At 62.6% G+C, this 20,028-nt stretch carries 13 protein-coding genes; 6 read left to right on the plus strand and 7 right to left on the minus strand.

What is annotated here, in order from left to right; genetic code table 11:
* Nucleotides 1–40: 40 nt before the first annotated feature.
* The 7 genes from BM372_RS05770 to BM372_RS05800 form a co-directional block, all read right to left on the minus strand.
* On the minus strand, nt 41–3,889 hold the full coding sequence (locus BM372_RS05770; protein WP_090953119.1) for a CDP-glycerol glycerophosphotransferase family protein: 3,849 nt from the start codon (nt 3,887–3,889) through the stop codon (nt 41–43).
* A gap of 104 nt (nt 3,890–3,993) precedes the next feature.
* The gene (locus tag BM372_RS05775; RefSeq protein WP_090953121.1) at nt 3,994–7,761 is read right to left on the minus strand and encodes a CDP-glycerol glycerophosphotransferase family protein; all 3,768 of its coding nucleotides are present in this window, start codon (nt 7,759–7,761) and stop codon (nt 3,994–3,996) included.
* A 56-nt stretch (nt 7,762–7,817) separates the two neighbouring features.
* Nucleotides 7,818–9,632, minus strand: coding sequence for a TIGR03767 family metallophosphoesterase (locus BM372_RS05780; RefSeq protein WP_090953123.1), 1,815 nt, complete (start codon nt 9,630–9,632; stop codon nt 7,818–7,820).
* Between the two features lie 81 nt (nt 9,633–9,713).
* Nucleotides 9,714–10,412, minus strand: coding sequence for a phosphocholine cytidylyltransferase family protein (locus tag BM372_RS05785; protein WP_090953125.1), 699 nt, complete (start codon nt 10,410–10,412; stop codon nt 9,714–9,716).
* 215 nt (nt 10,413–10,627) lie between these two features.
* The gene (gene wecB, locus BM372_RS05790; RefSeq protein ID WP_090953127.1) at nt 10,628–11,773 is read right to left on the minus strand and encodes a non-hydrolyzing UDP-N-acetylglucosamine 2-epimerase; all 1,146 of its coding nucleotides are present in this window, start codon (nt 11,771–11,773) and stop codon (nt 10,628–10,630) included.
* Nucleotides 11,774–11,820: 47 nt separating this feature from the next.
* Nucleotides 11,821–12,102, minus strand: a complete 282-nt coding sequence (locus BM372_RS05795) for a hypothetical protein (RefSeq protein ID WP_090953129.1) — start codon at nt 12,100–12,102, stop codon at nt 11,821–11,823.
* Nucleotides 12,103–12,182: 80 nt separating this feature from the next.
* Entirely contained in the window at nt 12,183–12,755 is a 573-nt protein-coding gene (locus BM372_RS05800; protein ID WP_256214072.1) for a YdcF family protein, read from the minus strand.
* A 341-nt stretch (nt 12,756–13,096) separates the two neighbouring features.
* On the opposite strand from BM372_RS05800, the gene BM372_RS05805 reads away from it, so the two are divergent.
* The 6 genes from BM372_RS05805 (at nt 13,097) to BM372_RS05830 (ending at nt 20,023) form a co-directional block, all read left to right on the plus strand.
* A complete protein-coding gene (locus tag BM372_RS05805; protein ID WP_090953131.1) occupies nt 13,097–13,354 on the plus strand; it encodes a hypothetical protein in 258 nt (85 codons plus the stop codon).
* Nucleotides 13,355–13,835: 481 nt separating this feature from the next.
* The gene (locus BM372_RS05810; protein ID WP_090953133.1) at nt 13,836–14,078 is read left to right on the plus strand and encodes a hypothetical protein; all 243 of its coding nucleotides are present in this window, start codon (nt 13,836–13,838) and stop codon (nt 14,076–14,078) included.
* Between the two features lie 690 nt (nt 14,079–14,768).
* Complete coding sequence (locus BM372_RS05815; protein ID WP_143111437.1) at nt 14,769–15,509, plus strand: hypothetical protein; 741 nt, start codon at nt 14,769–14,771, stop codon at nt 15,507–15,509.
* A 150-nt stretch (nt 15,510–15,659) separates the two neighbouring features.
* Entirely contained in the window at nt 15,660–16,697 is a 1,038-nt protein-coding gene (gene thiL, locus BM372_RS05820) for a thiamine-phosphate kinase (protein ID WP_371261712.1), read from the plus strand.
* 22 nt (nt 16,698–16,719) lie between these two features.
* Nucleotides 16,720–17,778 (plus strand): DAK2 domain-containing protein, encoded by a 1,059-nt coding sequence (locus tag BM372_RS05825; protein ID WP_090953140.1) that lies wholly within the window; start codon nt 16,720–16,722, stop codon nt 17,776–17,778.
* On the plus strand, nt 17,768–20,023 hold the full coding sequence (locus tag BM372_RS05830; protein ID WP_090953143.1) for an ATP-dependent DNA helicase RecG: 2,256 nt from the start codon (nt 17,768–17,770) through the stop codon (nt 20,021–20,023). The genes BM372_RS05825 and BM372_RS05830 overlap by 11 nt, the downstream gene beginning before the upstream one ends.
* Nucleotides 20,024–20,028 lie beyond the last annotated feature (5 nt).

The following is a 20,028-nucleotide window of genomic DNA, read 5'->3' on the forward strand; positions in this document are numbered from 1 at the left end:
GCGTCGGCACGGATTCAGTCCTAATCCGGCTGCTTCTGGGTTAGCCCCGCACAGATAGCTCCGGTGCCGTAGCGACTGGAACGTTGGCCTTAAGGAATTGCGCGAGTGCACTCTTGGTGTAGTCCTCGGCATCAAACACGGCCTCGGGAATCAAACCGTCCTGTGCCGCCTGAAGCCCCTCCACCAAGCCGCCCTCGTCGTTTGTCACGATAAGACCGTACCGACCCTGCAATACGTCACGGGGGCCAGGCATGTCTGTGCAGACGATGTTCAACCCAAGGATCAGTGCTTCGAAAAGGACCATAGGCTGGCCTTCATGCAAGGAAGGCAGCACGAAGCAGCTTGCAGCCTGCAGTGCCGGATACGGGTTCTGCCGCTGCCCAGCAAGCCACACAAAGGAGGTCGCACCGAGCTTCGTCACCAGGTGTTCAAGATCCGCTCGCAGCGGACCATCACCAAGGATAAGTAGGTTGGTGTCCGGGTTTCTTTGATGAAAGCGGACGAACGCCCGGATCAATTTCGCGTGGTCTTTCTCAGGCGACAATCGCCCAATGGCCAGATAGTTCCGCGCCGCGGACTCGTACCAGTGGAGGATGTCCGGGTCGAGTTCCTGAGCTGCGGCCGTTATGACTGCCTCCGGAAAAATTTGGTTGTCGCACGAGACAAACTTCTCCCGGGGGAGTCCGAAGCGGTCTGCAAGACCAGACCTATTTTCGTCGGAAACGCTAGCCGATACCGAAATAAGAGAGTCAAAGCTTTCGTAGAGCCGGAACAACGCTTCTAGGTTCGGGAACTTCATGTCCAACTCACTGGCCATGTCGTTGTGCAAATAAATCGATTTGTGGCCGTTGGGGCTGCCGTAGGCAATCAAAGACGACCAAAACGTCGCATATCCGTCAAATTCGATGTTCGAGTCAAACGCGGCGGGCCCCAGAATCCGTTGAAACTCGCGGCGGAAGGACTTTCGATAAATCGCGCGCTGCTCGTCGGAGGACAGGTCGAAGTGCGCCGTATACCTACCGAGGATCCACTTTTCTTCGGGAGTCAGGGCATGGACACCGACACGTCCAATCACCTGAACGTGCTCCGGCAACTCACGAAACTTCCCTAACCGGGCGGGATCAGCGGCCAAGACGTGAGGTTCGACGATCAGGACAACGCGGTATTGCTCGGGAGCCAACGACGAGACCAGGTTATAGAAAGAGGTCGCGATACCGTTCGGGATTAATCCATGATGAAACAGGATGGAGGTTTTGTCGTCGGCTCGTTGTGCGGCTAAACCGTCAGGATCATCTTCGAAGAAGAAGCGTCGTACTCTGGCCGCAGCACCCCCGTCCTCCTTGGGGCAGAACCGTTTCAAGGCTTCGTTGTACGCCGGGTGGCCGAACCCAGGGGCATCCGCCGCTGCCTGAATGGCGCTAGGCAAACCACCACGTTCTATTACTACGCGGCCGGGCATATCGTGGACGTCGAGGTAAAGACCCCGCTCGGCTGAATATTCCTCTAGGTCATGGGTGTAAAAAACGATGGGGCGGCCCGTTGGCAGAAAATCGAAGAAGATACTTGAATAGTCCGTGATGAGAACGTCAACGGCCAAAAGCAATTCGTTCGTGTCGATGTGCCCTGGGACAACCGATGCGCCGGCATCAAATTCGGTCAGCAGGCCCTCGGTTAGCCGGTGGGCCCGGAAAAGAAGATGATGCTCGGGGCTTCGCATCGCTTCCAAGTCAGCCGCCAGCTCCAGGGCATCGACAGTCCGGTCGTTAGTGGCGCCTCTCCAAGTCGGGGCGTAGAGCACGACCGGTTTGGAGTCATTGTCGGGAATACCCAGTTCCCGTCGTATCTGATCTCGACGTGACGCATCGGCGTTGGTAAGGACATCGATACGTGGAGATCCTGTGACGGCGATCTTCCCTTGGAAGACGCCAGCAATGTCGTGCCGCTCGATGAGGGCCTGACTGGTGTGCTCGTTCGGGCTCATGAGGTGCGTGGCTTGGAGGAAATTGCGGGCAATGTTGGCATGGGCCAAGGGTGCCCCGCGCATGTCTTTACCTAGCGTTTTCAGGGGAGTCCCGTGCCAGGTGTTCAGGTATTGTTGACCCGGACGCCGAGTGTAATACGGCGGAAAGGACACGTTGTTGACCAGATACTTTGCCGAAGCGAGTATCCGCTTGTAGAGATCCGAATTCGTCTCTACGAATATTACGTCACTCCGCGACTTGAGTCTTTCGGGTATATTCACATCATTGTTGATAACCCAGTAATGCGTAAATGACTGGAACGCTGAATCGGAGTCGACGTGATCGAACAGGGCCAGCGGATGGCATCCAATCGAGGACCCGTGGTTGCTTTCCCATAGAATGACGTCATCACGGAGCGGCAGTGTCTCAAGATACTCGACGAATTCCATGCTTTTCTTCTGGGACTCGTTGGCAAGATACTTTTCGACCTTGATCCCGTCGGAAAACTGAAACACTTTCGCTTGTTTGAAGGCCGCGCAGGCCTTTTCGAAGTCCCCGGATTGGTATGCCGCGAAGCCAGCCTTATAGTAAAGGCTGGAATCGAAGGGGTTGCTTCGTTCCATGGCTTTTTGGAATTCCGTGCGGGCTGACTGCCAGTGAGAGGCTTGGAGGGCCAGGTCTCCAGCCCGGCTGTGGAAGTCGGCATGCTGGCTGACATTTAGCTCAGAGTCCAGGGCCCGCAGGATGCCGGCGAGATATGAGTTCTTGTCTGCGTCCGTCTGCTCCAGGGCGGGGTCATTTGCCGTCAAAGCGATGGGGGACGACCGCAGGTATGCCTCACAGGCACCCTCGTATCTTCCGCCCGCCTGCAGGCTGTAGCCAGCACGGTAGGCCCAATATTTCTTCGATGGGTCCAGAGAATAGGCGTAGTTGTATGCCGCGGCGGCTTCGAGCCACTGGGATTGCCTTTCCCTGACAAAGCCGAGTTTGTAGTGCCAATATCCGACCTCGGGATTTAGCAGGATGGCACGTTCGTAGGCGTGGGCAGCGTCGGCCCAGCGATAGCTTCGGTCATGGGAGAGTCCAATCCGATATGAAAGCTCTGCGTTAAGCGGATCCGCGTTGGCGGCTTCCAAGTAATGTGCCAGGGCTTCTGTCCACATCCCCTTCTTTTGAAAGAAGACCCCGATGCCTAGGATATCTGCCTTGAGCTTCTCGTCAGTGGCAATCGCTTTTTGATACGCCTGTCTCGCAGCGTGCAGTTCTCCAAGCTTCTCCAGGGAGTGCCCTTCGCGGAAATGCCATTCTGGATTGTCGCCACTTAGCCTCGAAGCTGCTGCATAGTGCTTTGCAGATTGATCAAAACGCTTCATCTGATAATTGGCTTCGCCGAGCTCGGCAAGCCACGCGGCATCTTCAAGGTGCAAGTGGAGGCCGGCTTCCAACATCTGCAGTTCCTGCCAGCGTTGCCCTTTTTTGGTCCTGAAGTCCCGAAGCCTCGACGAGTGGTAGGCCGGATCGTTTGGCTGGGGTGAGGAGGTGGCAGCTTCAAGTTCAGCCGCGGCATGTCGCTCGACGGCTGTGCGAAGACGATCGGCCCAGCGGGTGCGGTGCGGCTCCATCGAAAGCGCCGCCTTGTAATTGCTGATGGCCGCGGTGAGGTTGCCCTGCTCCGATTCCACGAACGCCAAGCGGTAGCGCCAAGGGGCAAAGTCCGGTCTGAGTTGCACCGCTTTTTCGAACTCAGAGGCAGCCTCGGAGAGTTTGCCCAAATGGAAGTAGGCGTGACCCAAACCGAAGGCGACAGTTGCTGCTTCTTTTTCGGGATCCTGCTGTCGGATTGAGACATACATTTCAACCGCGCCGGTCCACGCTCGTTCGCTCACCAGTTGCTCGGCACGGTCTAAGGAATCCTGCAGAACGGTCATAACTCTAATGGTTCCTTCTATAGCGATAAAAAATATGCACCGCGGACACCCGCGGATCACGTCAGTATGCTGTAGCCTCACGCGAGAGGATACGGCGCGCCTTCTTACTCTGCGGGGGAATGGTCTGTGTGGGCAACTTCGCCAGCAGCCACAGTTTGTTCGGTAACACCATCGGGCCAGAGGGCATCGAATACGCGAGCCGTTGCCCGTCCGTCGCAGTCGGGCGCAAACATTTTGACGAAGGCTTCGTATTTGGGTGCGTACTCGCGGGAGACATCCGAGATGTTCTTGATCGAATGAACGACTTCCTCTGTGGTGTAGTGGAGGGGACCGGGCGCCTTTTCTTCAAGGTCGAAGTAGAAGCCGCGGGTCGCGTCACGGTACTGGGCGATGTCCGGCGTCAGGAAGATGATCGCCTTACCTGTCACGCAGAAGTCGAACATGACAGACGAATAATCGTTCACCAGGATGTCTGCTGCCGTGTAGAGGTCGTTGACTTCAGGGTACTCGGTCACGTCAATGACAAACTTGTTTGCCGCCGTCTGCCGCTGGCTTGCGATGTTGTGGTGTCCGCGCAGCAGCAGCACGTAGTCGTCGCCGAGCTGCCGCTGGGCCTTTTCGAAATCGAGGTAGGTGACCATCTCGTACTGCCTTGAGGCGTTCTTTGCGTCGTCGCGCCAGGTGGGCGCGTAGAGAATGGCAGTCTTGCCCTCGGGGATGCCGAGCCTGGTCCGAATGGCGGCCCGGTTCTGTGCCATCCGCTCGCGCGTGAGGCTGTCGTTCCGTGGGTAACCTTCGGCCACAACCCGTCCCTTGAAACCGAAGCAATTGGCGAGCACCCCGGCGGCGTATTCGTTCTGCGCCAGAAGCGCATCCCAGTACTCCGCCTCCCGCCACATCAGGTTCCAATACGACAGCGAGAAGCTCGTGCGGGCGACGTCGTTGCCGAGCTTCTTCAGCGGTGTTCCGTGCCAAGTCTGGATGTAGACCTGTCCCTCGCGCTTGCGGAAGTAGAACGGGAAATTGTTGTTGTTGATCAGGACCCGGGACTCGGTCAGGAGCTGATACCACAGCCGGGAACCGATCAGCACCGGTTCGGAACCGGCGGGCACCGGCACGGAGAAGTCCGCGACGGCCCAGTACATGGGCCACTGGCTGCCGCGGCGCTGGAACTCCTCGAGGAGGCGCCTGGGGCTGTCGGTGGCGCGTCGTCCGCCAAAGCACATGAACAAGACGGCGTCCTTGAGGTTGGCATCCGCGCCCGCCGTCACCGGCGTGCGGAGCATCTGCTGGTCGAACCGTCCTATTTCGTCTTCTGCGAAGGGCGGCCGCAGATGGATGGTCAGCGCAGCGTTCTTGGGGGTGCGGCTTACGCCGACTTCCAGCCGGTCTGCCTCGATCCGCGCCGGCATCTGCTTCTGCAGCCCGGACGACGCCGGAATCCAGTAGCCCAAATGGTCGGCAACCCCAGGCGGGACGAAGCGCACGCTGTACGCGCCGGCCTCAGGCAGTACCTCGGTGCCGCCCCACGGCTTTTGCGGCAACAGGAACTCTGCGGTGAAGACGTTGCTTCCGTCATTGGTACGTACGTTAAGTACTGCGTCTGTAGCGGCAAGGACTGCCTTCCCGCTGGAGAGGACAATTCGTGGGGCACGGATTACATGCAGATCCGCTGTGCCTTCGACCCAGAGCGTGCGTTTGTCGGCGGAGACCTCCACAGTGGAAGCAATAACCCGGCTCTTCCGCTCCTCGACGGTGATGAACCCGTAGCCCGTCAGACCCAGCCTGAGGCTACGGGTCTGGTCGTGCAGTACTTCCAGCTGCGCGGTTCCCTCTGGCCACGCCACGGGCTGCGGCACGCCAGTGCCGCTGTCCAGCCGAAGCTGCCACTCATACTCGACAGTTGCCCCAGCGCCTGTTCCCAACCGCGGTATGTCGATGACGTAGACGGCCTTGTTGCCGTCCACTTTTTGGCGGACTGCAGATTTCCGGATGCCGAATTTCCGGGACTCAATGGATACCTTCGCTGCCTCAGGGACTGAATCGGCTGCCATGGTGAGGGTCAGCTTGCGCCGGGCCAACTCGATGGACGTTGCCACGTACTGCGGTGTGACAGGAATGAATGTCAGACCCGTGGTGGACGGACGCATCTCCACAGCCATCCTTGATGCGCCCTGCATCGGGCCAACAGGGAGCCGGCCGGTGGATCCGGTAAGATCCCGGCGCGTCAACGGCGCCGTGATTGTCCGTCCCCCGGCGCTGACGGTCAGGAGGACGTGCCAATTGGCCAGCTCTGCTGTCGCATTTTCTTCCAGCATGACGGCGGGGTCAATGATGGTGCTGAACCCCGCGTCCGCGTAGGACGTCCAGTTGTCGTTGGAATCCCAATCGATGGATTTGTCCGAGTGTCGCTCGACCGCCAAGCGGGCAGTCGCGCCGGTGCTGGCGTTGACCAGAGACGCCTCGATTGTGAGGTTGCCCTGGGCCGGGTCCACGGAGGAGATGTACGCATAGCCACCGATGATCAGCCGGCCGTCGGCCTGCCAATCGAAATGCGTCATCTTGCTGACGCTATGGACATCGATATCGCGGCAGGCCAGAAGCTGCGGATCGTAACCAGACAGTTCCTCCAGATACCGGGGCTGGGCGACCAGCCCGGAGTCCGTCACGAGGGTTGGAAAGCTGGAAGCGTAGTCGCTCCGGTGGTTACAGATGCGGATAACGTCCTCGCGCTTGTCCGCCAGAACGGCCGAGAGGATCAGCCTGTTATGGATCCGGATGGCATCCCAATTCAGCTCCTGACCTTCGCTGAGGCGCAGCACGGTGGAGTGCAGCAAATCCCAGTACTCGGGGCTGGTACGGGGGACCACCTCGTAGTAACGGAAGAGCCCGTTGCCCACCTCTTCCGAAAGCCAGCGCCGATAGTCTTCCGGAGCTGATGCCGCGCGGACTGCGGCGGCAAGAGACTCCAGGCGGTGCAGGCGATCTGCGAGGTAATCCGTCTGGCAGAGCAGCTCGCGGGCCGGCAGCCGAACGGCGGAATCCAAGGACGTGTTGACTACCTTGAGGTCCAGAATGTCGAATGATTTCGCGCGCGTATAGAGGGTGGGAACTGCCTCATACTGCCAGTGTTCACGATCCAACGAGACCCCGGCGGTTGCCGACGTCCAGAAGGCCCGGGCGAACAGTTTGTTGGCAAGCGCGCCGTCCAGCAGTATTTCCGGGATCTGCGCGACGGCCACCGCGGCCCGGGGTTCGGCATGGATCTGCCGTTGCCACGCCGGGGTGGCGCTGGCCTTGCCCTTTACAATTCCCGCCATGCCGACGGCGAATGACGAGCCGGACTCAGCCAACGACCCCACCATGACGCTTAAGCTTTCCTTTTCGACCACGTCTCCGGCCGTGAGGAACATCAGGTAGGGGGCCTTCGAAGAGACAACGGCGCGGTCGCGGGCTTCTTCCTCGCTGGCGCCGGAGAATGCGATGTACTTCACCCGGTGGTCCCGCTTGACGAAGGCGCGAACCGTTTCTTTGCCCACGGCCGCCGATGTCGTATCAACGACGATCATTTCCAATGCGGACGGCTTCTGGCCAACCAAGCTCCTGAGCGTCTTGTCTGGATCCGGGGCATAATCGGTCAGCAAGACCACGACAGAGAGCTGCGCCGGCTGAAGGAGTCCAATAGGCGAAGCGTTGAGCGCACGCTGAGCTCTGGCGATATTGGCGGGATGCGCCAACCTGCGGATCTGGGTTCGCCGCTCCGGAGGCAAGGCCCGCCATACGCGCCGCAGATTCCTCTCAGCGTTGGCCTTCAACGAAGCTATTGCTTGGCTCTCTTTGGGACCTGGCATTCTCGGATTCGCTTCTTTCATCTGTTTCCAACCGGCGGTTGTTACTTCATCATTCAGTGCATGGGGACGGCGGCAACTCAGAACGGCTTTCTGAGAATCAAGTCGACATTCTGGTCCCCGACGCCACCTATCATCTCAGCGTGTTCCAGTCCTGGACGGTTCATGGCGAGTTCAAGGCTCAAGGCTGCAAGGGACTGGGGAGTCTGCTTTCCCTCGTACAGCACGCTTTCCGGGGTCGAGTGGTCCACCAAGGTCGCCGCGATGGACAAAGTTCCGTCACCGTTGTCCATGAGCTCGACAATCCTCGATTGCTGCGGGTAGTCAATGAGCGACGCTGTAGTAATCTCCCAGAATCCGCCGTCTTCAAACTTCGCTTTGTGCGGGGTCACCCGGTGCTTATGCCTGTGGCCGTTCAACCAGAGGACCACATTTGGATAGCGGGAGAGCAGCCCCAGGACTGCCGCTCGATTCAACGGCGGCCGACCGCCGTCGGACGAACCCTCTTCCTTGTCGAAGGTGGAAAGGGGATGGTGGCTGAACAACACCACCAGACGGTCCTGAGCCGAGGATGTGCTGACCCTGCCCTTTGAGTCATAAAATCTTGCCGAAACACCCTTGAGCTGTTCCTCGAGCCAGTCCGCTTGCGCCGCATCCAGAACGGGCACAGTGCTGCCATCCGGGCTCGCCGTGTTGAGCATGACGCCGAGTACTCCAGGAGAAATGTCGAACGTGTAGTAAGGATCCGCCTGGGAACTCGGGCCGGAGCCGGACCGTGCATTTCCTGCATCGTCCGGCAGCTCATCCATGAACTCGGCCTTGGTGAAGGGGCGGCGAAGTTTCGAGGCCTTCACCTTTCGGGACGGCATCGATGCAATGAGCCTCCGGCGTTCGCCGTCGTTGGAATGATTGACGTCGTCCCAAAAGTCGGTGGGGTTCATACCCTGCGGCAGGCGAATCGGAAGCCGGTCACCGATTCGGAGCGCGTCGATGAAGTCGGCCTTCGGCGATGCGGAGCCAGATGCCGGCCGACCGGCTTCATCGTGATTTCCAACCCCGATAAACCACGGGAAGTCTGAGCCCTGCGCTGTGACCGGCTTGGTGGCCGCCGCGAGAAACCCTGGCACCGTGGGATAACCGTGAACGGTTTTCCAGTCATCCGGTGGAATCAACGAAATTTCCGGCTCGGGGTGCCAGATGCTTTTGGACAAGTCCAAGGGCGCCGGACCGTGATCCTGCACGCCCTCATAGGCGCCCGTCGGGTGTGAGGTCACTGATCCACCCTTGAAAACACCTATGGCTGCCCGCAGTTCGCTGAGGGCAAAGGTGTTGGTGAGGTCACCCGTGGTCACCAGGCAGTCCAGTGGACGCCGGCTGAGCGGGCCGAAACGGACGTCATTAAGTTTCCGGACAGTTGCCTCCAAAACATGGACCGTTAGGAGGTCCTGGGGCCTGAACCTCCCGGACGAAGGAAATCCGTCCGAGAAGTCAAAGTACTGCCAGAGCAAAGACAGCCTGCCGGGATTGGCCGCATCCAAGATGTGCGCGTCCGTCAAATGCCCGAACGTGGCCAGCCCTATGCGATCGCTATTTAGGGTGGAATTCCTGCGGCACAGGTCATCCCGCACGTGGGTCCCAAGGGCCGGCCCACGTGCCAGACGCCGGTACGGCAGGCGTAAGACGGGCCGGGATCCTAAGATGACTGTGGCGTCCAGAGTCGAGCTCGGCGCATCCGCGTACTCTCTGGGTTCCCAGGGCTGTGGAGCCGCCGGACCATCGCCCGAAGATTCGGACGAGGATTCGGAAACCCCCAACAGAGTAGCGCCGATCGCACCGGCCAACGACCAGCGTATGGCACCTCGTCGCGATACTTGCGTCTTATTCTGCTGCGGCACTGGCTAATGAGGCCCTTCGCTGTTGCGGTCGGCTGGAAGCTCTGTGGTCGCCAAATCTTCGACGACTACTCCAGGGTGGCCCTAGATGCTGGCGTTCGCGCGGACCAGGTCGTCCGGGAAATCAACTTCAACCGCGTAGAACGCGCTGATGTCCACGGGAGTCCATTTGACGTCGTCCTGCTTGATCGTCAACTCGATGGCGCCCTCGAAGTAGTCCTGGTCATCTACTTCAATAAGCCGCTTGAGGAACTTCTTCTTGTCCTTCGAACTGACATAGTTGATGCCGACAGCTTCGCCGCGGGCGACGTCGGCCGGGACAGTCTTAGAAAGCTCTGCGATGTTGCCCTCGGCGTCTGTGGTGTACTTGACTTCCTCGTCGGAAACCGAGGACACATCAACGGTAATGAATGATTCATCGCGCTTGATGTAGGGCATCAGCATCTCAAGAATGGCCGGGTCGAAGACGACGTCGCCGTTCATCCAGAGAACGCCGCCCTTGGCCGAATTCCGGATGGCCTTCAGGAGGCTCTTGGACGTGTTGGTCTGGTCAAAGTTCTCGTTGTACACGAACGAGGCGTTGGGTACGTGCTCGAGGATCATCTCGAGCTTAAAGCCCACCGCAATGGTGAGCCGGAGCTTCTTGCCGAAGGCGGTCTGCAGGTTCTGGACCTGCTGGTGCATGATGGTGCGGCCATCACTGAGTTCCGTCATAGGCTTCGGGTGGGGACGCGCCAGCCGCGTACCCATTCCGGCAGCTAGAATTACGGCCTGGACTTTCATGTGTTTTTTCCTCTTCTACGAGCGATCCTGATGGCGGGAGCGGCGAGCCGTTGCATCGCTCGAGGTCGCCCGGAACCATAATGTATGGACCAAAGGGCGCTTCCCCCGCGTCCAAGCATAAGGGTTCAGCCATCGGGGCACGAATGACGGTGGCTGCCCTGCGTTAATACTGTGTTAACTTCCCGGTGCCGTGGAGGCAATCCTGCGGTCAGCGCCTAGGCGCCGTCGAACTCGCCAATCCGCGAGCCCACACCGAGCAGCTCCTCGATGGCCGCGACGGTCCTTGCCGCCGCCTTCCCATCCCCATAGGGGTTGACGGCGTTCGCCATCGAGGCAAAGTGCTGCTGGTCGTGGAGCAAGAGGGTGACCTCGTCAACAATCCGTTGCTCGTCCGTGCCGATCAGAAGGACGGTGCCGGCCTCGACAGCTTCTGGCCGCTCGGTGTTCTCACGCATGACCAGTACCGGCTTGCCGAGGCTGGGCGCTTCCTCCTGGACTCCGCCCGAGTCGGTCAGGACTATGTGGGCCAGGGACAGCAGACGGGTGAACTCACCGTAGGCCAGCGGCTCCGTGACCAGAACGTTGGCCTTGCCTTCCAGGGCAGGCAGCACAGCTTCGCGCACCAACGGGTTTTTGTGTGCGGGAAGGACAATCGTCAGGTCCGGCTCGGCGTCCGCGATCCTTGCCAGCGCCCGGCCCATGCCGCGCATGGCATCGCCCTGGTTCTCCCGACGGTGCGTCGTGACGAGCAGGATTTTACGGCCATCAGCGGCGAGTTCTTCGAGCTTCGGGTCCGTGAAGCGGAGTTGCTTTTCCACGGTATCGAGAAGGGCGTCGATAACTGTATTGCCGGTAACCACCACGTCTGCCGGGTCTATGCCCTCAGCGAGCAGATTTTCCCGGCTGGTGCTGGTGGGAGCAAGGTGCAAACGAGTGATCTGGCTGGTGATCTTGCGGTTGGCCTCCTCCGGGAAGGGTGAGAGCAGATCACCGCTGCGCAAGCCCGCTTCGACGTGCACCACGGGAATGCCGTGATAGAGCGCCGCAATGGCCGCGGCCGTTGAGGTGGTGGTGTCGCCCTGGACGACGACGGCGTCGGGCTTCGAGTGGGCGAAGAGCGCCTCCAAGCCGTCGATGGTCCGGGTCATGATGGCCGACAGGGACTGGCCCGGCTGCAGGATGTTGAGGTCGTGTTCGGGCACGATGCCGAACAGTTCGTTGACCTGGTCCAGCATTTCGCGGTGCTGCCCGGTGACCGTCACGATGCAGCGGAAGTTTGGCGACTCCTTGAGTGCGCTGACGATCGGAGCCATCTTGATGGCTTCCGGTCTGGTGCCGAAGATCGGCATGATGCTGTGCAAGGTTTCCCCCAAGGATTGCGAACGATCGATTGTGAACTGCGTCGGGCTCAGCCGAACAACAGGAGGGCGAGGATTAAGCACGGGACGCTGACCACGACAAAAATAACGGTGAGCAGGGCAGCCAGGCGTTTGCGGCGGTAGATGACTTCCGCGTCGTCGATGTCTTGGGCGGCTGCCCGTTTGGCGGAAGAGCCGCGCTCGGACCCCAGCGGAACCGCTTCTGCTCCCGCGACGAGCAGGGTGTCCGGGATGTCCTCGTGCAGGCGCCGCCGACGCAGATGCCGGGGCGTGGCAACTAGCGGGGGAGCGGCGTCGGCAGGGTATTCCAACGTGTTTTCCTCCTACCGTAAAGACCCGAACCGGCTGGCCAGTTCAACCGGATGAGGTTCAATTGTTACATTTTCGCCCGCTAGTTGGCGCATTCGGGCCGGAGCGACACATCGATCAGGCCTCCGGTTTCGATCACAAACCGCCGGATCCACTGGCCCAAATCCAGGGCCGGATGCGAGGCGACCATCTGTACTTCCGCCGTCGTGCACTGGCCAATCAGGCGTCCGGCGCGCGTGAGGTGATAACTGGAGGTCACCACCGTGACGGACTTCCAGCCGTTGGCCTCGGTCAGCCGGGAGATTGCCCGCGCTTCCCCCCGGGTGTCCAGGTCCGCGGGCCTGAAACAGACGAGTTCCGGGTTCGGAAACTGTGCCAGGTTGCATGCCTCGTCCGCCGCGCGGTTGCCGAACGTGTCCGTGTGGGAGATCACCAGGACCGGGATGTGGAATTCCTCCTGGATCTGTCGGGCTACCGGCAGACGTTCGGAGGCGGCACCGCCGAGCATGATGACGGCGTCGGTCCGGTGCAGGCTGAGCGGATCCACGTTGACGAACAGTTGAACGGAGATGATCAGCCACAGCAGGAGGCCTCCGACGGCGAAGGCGAGCACCCTGCGGGTGGCGGTATTCACCGCGGCGACGGAAGGAGGCACGGCTGAGAGTCTTTCACGCGCCGGGGACTGGAAGAAATGGGAGGCGGGTATGCGGGGCTGGTGGTATCGCGGAAAGTCATGCGCGGTCGAAGGGCAGCCCTGGAGGGAAGCCGCGACCTTTCAGTTTGGCGCTGAGTGCCATTCGGATCGGCAGGCAGTTCGTTATGTTGCCGGGAGGTCTTTTCGTCCGGGGACAACATAGGGTTTGTTGTGGAGGGGACAACGACGGGGTTCCGCATCCGTCGGAATTAGTAGTTCGCATGCAACATGCGGACGCCTTTCAGTAAACGCCTGAGAGGATCTTTCATTGAACCGATGCCTGAAAGGCAGCAGTGACTGAGATGCACATCAAGGAACAGTGGAACCGCCTCGATCCGACCACCCAGCAGTGGCTGATGGACAACCCGGGCTGCATGGTCCTGCCACGCACTCTGACGGCCATTTTCAACAACGAAACCGGCGAAAACGCCGACGCGGACGTGCATGGCGAGACGGTGCTGACCGAGGAGGACAGGAGCTTCATCCAGGCGAAGGCCCGCGAAGCGACGGCCGCAGGCACTCCTGCGGACTTTCGGTTCTTTGACGCCACCCAGCCATAACGAGTCCCCCGGGGAACCCACCAGCTTGTTGCTTCCGAGTCCGCTGGCGTGGCAGGCAGATTGCCGCGGTGCAGTTGTTCCCGGATTGGCAGTCTGGTTTACCACCATCGAATCCGCCGGCTGCTTGACGGCTCCAACGGAAGCCCGGGCCGGTGTTTAAGTGGCCTGGTACTACACGAGAACCGCCGGTTGTGAAAAATTTTCGCCTTTTGCGGCGGTTCCTCGACCAGCATGCGCCTTGAACTGCCCAATAGCCAGCGGCCGTGGGACTGCCCCGGCTTTTGCTGGCCCGGGGTCCTAGGCCGCTGCCGCCAGTCCATCGAGTATCCGACGATCCTCCCGGAGTGGACGTCCTTCACCGCGCAGAGATAATCACCTTCTGCGTGGGCTGTAACGTCGCGATAACGCAGTCCATGGTCGAATCACCAGATTCTATTCAGGTCAGCAATCGTTGGCACAACGTTCCCATGGGGAGGCAGAAATGACGCGACGCATACGCGTGCGGTTCTGGATTGAACTGGCTGCGGCCGTCATTAGCGGGGCGTTGTTGGCTGTGACACTCGTCTGGAAAGACTGGATTGAGATAGTTTTCGGTGTCGATCCTGATGCCGGCAATGGGTCGCTCGAATGGCTCATCGTCGGAGCGTCCGCGGTGGTGGCTCTGCTGCTCGCCAGTGCCGCAGGGTATGAGTTCCGCCGTGCCACGATTCCGGCTGCGTCATGATAGGCGAACCAAACGAACTGGTCACCGGCGAGCCCATTGTGCCGAGCGAGCACGCACCCAAGCGCCTGCCCGCCGTCCGTCGACGGTTGGCTGAGCACGGCCTGGACGAACACGTTCAACGCAAGAGGATCCCGGTCGGAAAAGGAGAACCGGTCGACCAGGTCCGGCAGACGTTATTCGAAGCCACCGGGCCGGAGGGCGGTCGAGACATAGAGTTCACCACCTACACGCCATTTGATCCGCCCCGGGGAGTGCTGGAGCCGCCGGATCCCAGCGGCTCAAACGGCGGCTCAAAGGTGGTGTTGAGCGTGGGCAACTCATACTTGATGGTTTCTCTGGACGAGGGTGGGACGTTTACTGACCATGACCCGACCACGTTCCTGCCCGCGGCGGCTGGCAGGGCGGTCGATCAGGTGATGATCTATGTGCCCCGTGTCCAACTGTTCGCCTGGATGCAGCAGCACGAACAGGACCCGACAACGGGGGACGGCACGTTCCGCCTCGCGGTCGCCTCAGCCCAGAAGGTCGCGAACGACGTCGAGAATGCCTGGACCGTGTACGACTTCACTTCGAGCTTGGTCGGCTTGCCCAAGGTGGCAACCGACCGGCAGGATCTTGCATTCAGCGAAACACGGCTCTACATGACGACCAACCTGACGGGAAATGGGCGGATCGTGATGACGCTGGATCTTGCCGACCTTTTTGGGCGGCCAGCCCGTGCATTGGGCGTACACCAACCCGCTCGATGGGATGTATCAGTTTTCGGATCTATCCCAGCAGAACTCGGCGGGTGTGCACTGCGTTGCCATCGCAGACTCCTCGACGTTGCAGGTCATGAGGCTGGACGACGGCACCGGAACGTACGCCTTCCACGACGTGCCCGTCGGGCAGTTCCCCGTTGCAAACGACCTGAAATCGCTGGACCCTGACGACGTCGATTGGCTGACACGCGGTGTGGCGAACGTGTCCGCCTCGGTCGTTCACGGAAATGACCTGTGGGTCGCCTGGGATGCCGCTGCCAGCGGTGCCGGCGAGAACCCGACTTATCCAAACGCGCACGTACGCCTTGCACGTATCGATCGCGGGACGTGGACCCGGGTCGAGGAGCGACAGGTCTGGAACCCGGACTATGCGTTCGCCTATGGGTGCCTGGCGGTCGGTTCGGAGGGCGAGGTGGCGTACGGCGTTGCTGTCGGCGGCAGCCACGACTACCCGAATTCTTGCTTCGGGATCCTAGGCGACTACGTCGTCTACTTCCGGGACACTTCAACCGCGACCGCCGGAGCGGCAGCTGAACCACGTTGGGGCGACTACATTACGGTCCGCCCCATCCTTGGGAAACGCAGATTTGCGGCGTTCGGCTACTTTACGGCGAAGTCCGGCACCAACGCGAAGCAGCAGCCCTATTTCCTGTCCTATGGCCGTCCGTGAGCGTGAACAACGCTGGAGCCTCACATGAGGGGCCGTCGGCGCGGCTCTGTTGCAGCACCGCTGTAGCGTAGGTCTGTGCTTGAATCTCCTGGGCCTGAAGCTACCGCCTCTGAAACCGCCGTGCCGGAAGCCGTGCCGGAAGCTGTGCCGGTGGATGCCGCCCTCACCGTGGCCGGGCTCTCGGAGGCCCAGCTGCTGGCGCGCATTTTCCCGCGGCTCACTGTCCCGGAGGCCGGCGGCGGGGCGGAGACGCCGACGTCCCTGCTCCTGGGCCCGGGTGATGACGCCGCGATTGTCGCGGCGCCGGACGGGCGGACCGTGCTCAGCATCGACACCCAGGTGGCGGACCAGGACTTCCGGCTCGAATGGAACAACGGCTACCGGACCACCGGGTTCGACGTCGGCTGGAAGGCCGCCGCGCAAAACCTCAGCGACATCAACGCCATGGGCGCCCGGTCCACGTCCCTGGTAGTGAGCCTGACGATGCCGCCGGAGACCCTGGTGTCCTGGGTGGAGGACTTCGCGGACGGCCTCGTGGCCGGCCTCCGGGAATTGGGCGCCCCGGGCTGCACGGTGGCCGGAGGCGACCTCGGCCGCGGCCGCGAACTGTCGGTCAGCGTCGCGATCCTTGGCACCCTGGACGGCAGCGAGCCTGTCCTGCGTTCCGGCGCACGGCCGGGGGACACGGTGGCGCTTGCAGGAACAGTGGGCCGCGCCGCAGCCGGGCTGGCGCTGTTGGAATCGGAGGTCCACGTTGACGTCCTCACTGCCGGGCAGCGGGCCCTTCTGGACACGCAGTGCAGGCCGGCCCCGCCGCTCGCGGCCGGCCCCGCGGCCCGCGAGGCAGGCGCCTCGGCCATGATGGACATTTCGGACGGACTTGTCCGGGACGGCAACCGTATGGCCGCAGCCAGCCACGCCGTCCTCAACCTGGACCCTGCTGCCCTGAAGGCACTGGCCGCGCCGCTGCTGCCGGCGTCGGACCTGCTGGGAACAGACCCGATGTCCTGGGTGCTTGGCGGCGGCGAGGACCACGGACTGCTGGCCGCGTTTCCCCCCGGCGTTCAGCTCCCTCCCGGTTTCACTGCGATAGGCTCGGTAGAGGCCCCTGCACCAACGCAAAGCACGGGCGTGAACATCGCGGGCAGGCCCGCTGACGCTGTGGGATGGGATCACTTTGCAGACTAAAATTGCCGCCAACGCGCATGCGATGAAGCGGTGGTTGGGCAAGGCGGAAACCACGCTCGGCAACCACAGCGACCGCCTGAACGCCATCAACATCTTTCCCGTAGCCGACGGCGACACCGGCACCAACCTCTACCTGACCGTCCGCGCCGCGGCCCACGCACTGCACGACACAGTGACGGACACTGCCGCCATGCCGCGGATCACAGCGGACATGACCGTGCAGGCGGCCGGGACCGCCCGGCCGGCACACAACGACGTCGGCTCCGTCCTGTCCCGGGCCGGCCAGGCCGCCATGGAACAGGCCCGCGGCAACTCCGGAACGCTGTTCGCCGTCTTCCTGTGCGCCGCCGCCGAACCGCTGGCGGGGCACGCCCGGATCAGCTCTCCGCTGCTGGCCGCGGCGCTGAACCGCGCCCAGATCCGGGCCTGGTCCGCGCTGAGCGACCCGGTGCCCGGCACCATGCTCTCCGTCATGGAAGCCGCCGCCCGGGCCGCGGCCGCCGTCGACTCCGCGCACGATGGCGATGACAGCAACCAGACCCTCGGCCTGGCCCTGGATGCCGCCGTCGCAGCAGCCCTGGAGGCGGTGGTGCGCACCGAAGACCAGCTCGATGCCCTGCAGGCCGCCCACGTGGTGGACGCGGGCGGTGTGGGCATGCTCCTGATCCTCGACTGCCTCCGCTCCGCCGTGCTGGGCGAAGAGCTCCAGAGCGAGCTGCTGGACGGCCTGCACGGCTACGACGTCCAGGATCCGCACATCCATGCCGACATGCCCCGCGACGACGGCGTGGAAGTCATGTGCACGATCTCCCTCTCGCCGCTGGACGCTGCCATGTTGCGGCAGCGGCTGGATGAAATGGGCGACTCTGTGATCATGAGCCAGGTCGGCGGAGCCGCGGATGCCGCCGGACACTACCGCTGGCGCGTCCATGTCCACGTCCTGGACGCCGAACCGGCCGTCGCGCTGATCCGTTCCCTCGGCGAGCCCGCGGACCTCTCCGTCAGCGAGCTGGCCGTGCCGCGTGATCCGGACGGTGGCTTCGCCACTGATACCTGGACCCCCAACGGACATGAACGCTGAGCTTGACCTGGGCCTGGAACGCCGGATCGGCAAGCGCTCCGCGGCTGTCATCGAAAAACACCTCGGTCTAACCACGGTCGGCGGCCTGCTGAACTACTTCCCGCGCCGCTACCTCAGCCGCGGCGAGCTGACCCCCATCAGCGAGGTTCCGCTGGACGAGGAAGTGACCCTCATTGCCCGGGTGATCTCCAGCAGCACCCGGCAAATGCGCGCCCGCCGCGGTTCCCTCACCGATGTCGTGATCTCCGACGACGCCGGGACCTCCTCTGGTCCGGGACGGGCAAGTGGCGCGCATCCGGGCACGCTGAAGGTGAGCTTTTTCAACGGCTTCCGGGCCAAGGCCGAGCTCCAGCCGGGCCGGCGCGCCATGTTCTCCGGCAAGGTGACGCGCTACGGCGGATCCCTGGGCCTGACCAACCCCGATTTCCTGCTCCTTGACGAGGACCCTGACACGCCGGGCATGGATCCGGAAAAGCTCGCAGCCATGCCGATCCCGGTGTATCCGGCCACGGCCAAACTGACCAGCTGGTCCATCCACAAGGTCATCTCCACCCTGCTGGACACCGCGGATCTGGAGGCCCTCGGCGACCCGCTGCCAGCGGAGATCGCGGCGCGGGAGAAGTTCCTGCCGGTCGCGGACGCGTACCGGCTGATCCACTCCCCGGAAACCCCGGCGGACTGGCAGCGCGCCCGGGACCGGTTCCGCTACCAGGAAGCCCTGGTGCTCCAGTCGGCCCTGGCCCGGCGCCGGGCCCAACTGGCGGCCGAAGAAGCCACGGCCCGGCGCCCGGCCCCGGACGGGCTGCTGCCCGCCTTCGACCGCCAGCTGCCGTTCACCCTGACCGCCGGCCAGGCCGCCGTCGGCAAGACCCTCTCCGAAGAGCTGGCGCAGGACTCGCCGATGAACCGGCTGCTGCAGGGCGAAGTGGGCTCGGGCAAGACCATTGTGGCCTTGCGCGCCATGCTGCAGGTGGTGGACGCCGGGGGACAGGCGGCCCTGCTGGCCCCCACCGAGGTCCTCGCCGCCCAACACTACGAATCGATCCGGCGCACACTCGGTCCGCTCGCCCGGGACGGGCTCCTTGGCGGCTTCGGTTCCGACGCCGTCCAGGTCACCCTGCTCACCGGCTCGATGCCCACGGCGGCGCGGAAGCAGGCCATGCTGGACGCAGCCTCGGGGACCGCCGGCATTGTGATCGGCACGCATGCCCTCCTGAGCGAGAATGTGTCCTTCTACGACCTCGGGCTGATCGTCGTGGACGAACAGCACCGCTTCGGCGTGGAACAGCGTGACGCCCTCCGGGCCAAGGCCAGCAAACCGCCGCACCTGCTGGTCATGACGGCCACGCCCATTCCGCGGACCGTGGCCATGACGGTTTTCGGGGACCTGGAGACGTCCGTGCTGGACGAGCTCCCCGCCGGCCGGGCGCCGATCTCCACCCACGTGGTGGGGCTGTCGGAGCACCCGGCCTGGGCGGGCCGCATCTGGTCCCGTTCGCGGGAGGAAATTGACGCCGGCCACCAGGTCTACGTCGTCTGTCCCAAGATCGGCGCTGACGACGACGGCGACTTCACCCCGGGTGAGGCCGCACCGCCCGACGCGGACCTCGAGGGTGAGAACGGCTCGCGGGAGCTGGCCTCCGTCACCGGCGTCGTGGAACACCTCCGGGACGAACCGGCCCTGGCCGGAGTGCCCGTCGCGCCGCTGCACGGCCGGCAGGACCCCGTCCTGAAGTCCGGGACCATGGCTTCGTTCACCGCCAACGAGACCAAACTGCTCGTCTCCACCACGGTGATCGAAGTCGGCGTCGACGTGCACAACGCCACACTCATGGTGATCCTGGACGCGGACCGCTTCGGCATCTCCCAGCTCCACCAGCTGCGCGGGCGGGTGGGCCGCGGCGGGCTGCCGGGGACCTGCCTGCTGGTCACCGCCCTGGAACCGGGCCATCCCAGCCGGCGGCGCCTCGACGCCGTGGCCGCCACGACCGACGGCTTCGAACTTTCCCAGGAGGACCTCAAACTGCGCCGAGAAGGCGACATCCTGGGCGCCTCGCAGTCCGGTGGCCGCTCGACGCTGAAGCTGCTGCGCGTGCTCGAACACGAGGACGTGATCTCACGGGCCCGACAGGACGCCCAGCGGATCGTGGCCGCCGACCCCTCGCTGAGCGGCCAGCCCCGTCTCGCCGCGGCCATCGACGAATACCTGAACCCCGAGAAGGAGGCGTTCCTTGAACGCGGTTAGGACCA

This window comes from Arthrobacter sp. ov118 (assembly GCF_900116495.1).
Classification (GTDB): domain Bacteria; phylum Actinomycetota; class Actinomycetes; order Actinomycetales; family Micrococcaceae; genus Arthrobacter.

Excerpts from the sequence above, each read along its gene's own strand:
- BM372_RS05770 (WP_090953119.1), bottom strand. The coding sequence starts at position 3,889 with ATGACCGTTCTGCAGGATTCCTTAGACCGTGCCGAGCAACTGGTGAGC.
- BM372_RS05775 (WP_090953121.1), bottom strand. The coding sequence starts at position 7,761 with ATGAAAGAAGCGAATCCGAGAATGCCAGGTCCCAAAGAGAGCCAAGCA.
- BM372_RS05785 (WP_090953125.1), bottom strand. The coding sequence starts at position 10,412 with ATGAAAGTCCAGGCCGTAATTCTAGCTGCCGGAATGGGTACGCGGCTG.
- BM372_RS05805 (WP_090953131.1), top strand. The coding sequence starts at position 13,097 with ATGCACATCAAGGAACAGTGGAACCGCCTCGATCCGACCACCCAGCAG.
- BM372_RS05810 (WP_090953133.1), top strand. The coding sequence starts at position 13,836 with ATGACGCGACGCATACGCGTGCGGTTCTGGATTGAACTGGCTGCGGCC.
- BM372_RS05825 (WP_090953140.1), top strand. The coding sequence starts at position 16,720 with ATGAAGCGGTGGTTGGGCAAGGCGGAAACCACGCTCGGCAACCACAGC.
- BM372_RS05830 (WP_090953143.1), top strand. The coding sequence starts at position 17,768 with ATGAACGCTGAGCTTGACCTGGGCCTGGAACGCCGGATCGGCAAGCGC.